This is a genomic window from Pseudomonas fluorescens (assembly GCF_000968015.1).
GTDB classification, from domain to species: Bacteria; Pseudomonadota; Gammaproteobacteria; order Pseudomonadales; family Pseudomonadaceae; genus Aquipseudomonas; species Aquipseudomonas fluorescens_W.
Genome location: NZ_LACH01000045.1, coordinates 47,617 through 49,504, shown reverse-complemented (window position 1 = coordinate 49,504; position 1,888 = coordinate 47,617). Strand labels below are relative to the sequence as shown.

Sequence of the window (1,888 nt, the reverse complement as noted above, 5' to 3'; positions counted from 1 at the left end):
CAAGCTCGCTCCCACAGGTACGGTGTACGCCATAGATGACGTTAAACCCGGCAATGCGCGACAATGCCGGCAAGTTTCAGGAGTGAATCATGAGTGAAATGATTGATACGCCGGTTGACGGCACCCTCGACGCCACCGGCCTCAACTGCCCGGAACCGGTGATGATGCTGCACCAGCACATCCGTGACCTGGTGCCCGGCGGCTTGCTCAAGGTGATCGCCACCGACCCTTCGACCCGTCGCGACATTCCCAAATTCTGCGTGTTTCTCGACCATGAACTGGTCGCGCAGCACGAAGTGGCAGGCACCTACCTCTACTGGATCCGCAAGAAACTCGCTTAACCCGCCGACTGACTGATACGGATCCGCTTGCGTGCACTGCGCGTCAGGCGGATCGACAGCATCAGCGCCGCGCAACTCAAACCCACGATCAAACCCTGCCACAGCCCGCTCGGGCCGCTCGGCGCGCCGAACCAATCGGTCAGGCCCAACGCGTAACCCACCGGCAAACCAATGCCCCAGTAAGCGAACAGCGTCAGGATCATCGTCACCCGAGTGTCCTGATAGCCGCGCAACGCGCCGGCAGCCGTGACCTGGATCGCATCGGAAAACTGGAACAGCGCCGAATACACAATCAGCATCGCCGCGACATGAATCACTGTCGGGTCGGCGGTGTAGATCGTTGCGATGTGTTCACGCAGCAACAGCATCATGCTCGCGGAAATGCACGCATAGGCCAGCGCGGTGCCCATGCCGACACCGGCGGCGAAACGGGCTTCTCGCGGCTCCTGACGGCCAAGCGCCTGGCCGACCCGCACGGTCACGGCCATGCCAAGGGAGTAGGGGATCATGAACACCAGCGAACTGAAGTTCAGCGCGATCTGGTGCCCGGCCACCACCGTCGCGCCGAGGCTGCCGATCAGCAGCGCAATCACCGCGAAGATGCTCGACTCGGCGAACACCGCGATGCCGATCGGCAGGCCGATGCCCAGCAGGCGTTTGATCACCGACCATTGCGGCCAGTCGAAACGGCTGAACAGCTCACTCGACTGATACGCCGGCGCCCAGCGCTCCCACCCGGCCATGCCCAGGGCCATCACCCACATCACGATCGCCGTGGCCCAGCCGCAACCGACACCGCCCATGGCCGGCACCCCGAAGTGGCCATAGATGAAGACGTAGTTCAGCGGAATGTTCAACGCCAGTCCGCACAGACCCAGCACCATGGCCGGACGCGTGCGCCCCAGGCCGTCACTGAAACAGCGCAGCACATGGTAGAACGCAACGGCGGGCAAACCGCTGGCGATGCCATGCAGGTATTGCATGCACGGGCCGATCAATTCGGGATCGACTTTCATGATGTGCAGAATCGGTTCGGCGCTGAACAGCATGCCGGTCGCCATCAAGCCCACCACCAATGCCAGCCACAGTGCCTGGCGCACGATCGGGCCGATCTCGCTGTGGGTGCCGGCGCCGAAACGCTGGGCGACTTTCGGGGTCGTGGCCAGCAGCGTGCCGGTCATCAACAGAAACACCGGCACCCAGATCGAGTTGCCCAGCGCCACCGCCGCCAGATCCCGTGGCCCGACCCGGCCCGCCATCACCGCATCGACGAAGCCCATCGCGGTGGTCGCCAGTTGCGCGATCATGATCGGCAAGGCCAGGCCGAGCAGGTTTTTCAGCTCCAGGCGAACCCGGGCCGGGCGGGAGAGGGAAATAGCGGCGGGGCGGTCAGTCACGGAATTCAAGGGCGAAACGTCCAAAGATGTTGATGCGCAAGGCGGCGCATTCTACGCCCTGACGCAGTGGTCAGGAAAAGTCCTGTGTTGCGGATTTGTAATCAGTTTTCGAACGTTGCGACATTCCCAGTGGCGAGGGGATTTATCCCC

The 1,888-nt window shown here is 62.9% G+C and carries 2 protein-coding genes; one reads left to right on the top strand and one right to left on the bottom strand.

The annotated features are described in order from the left end of the window. Nucleotides 1-89: 89 nt before the first annotated feature. A complete protein-coding gene (tusA, locus tag VD17_RS19870) occupies nucleotides 90-341 on the top strand; it encodes a sulfurtransferase TusA (protein ID WP_033055641.1) in 252 nt (83 codons plus the stop codon). Here the strand turns inward: tusA and VD17_RS19865 are convergent. After that, nucleotides 338-1,747: an MATE family efflux transporter gene (locus tag VD17_RS19865; protein ID WP_046055285.1), complete on the bottom strand. Its 1,410-nt coding sequence runs from the start codon at nucleotides 1,745-1,747 to the stop codon at nucleotides 338-340. The genes tusA and VD17_RS19865 overlap by 4 nt on opposite strands. Nucleotides 1,748-1,888: the final 141 nt, after the last annotated feature.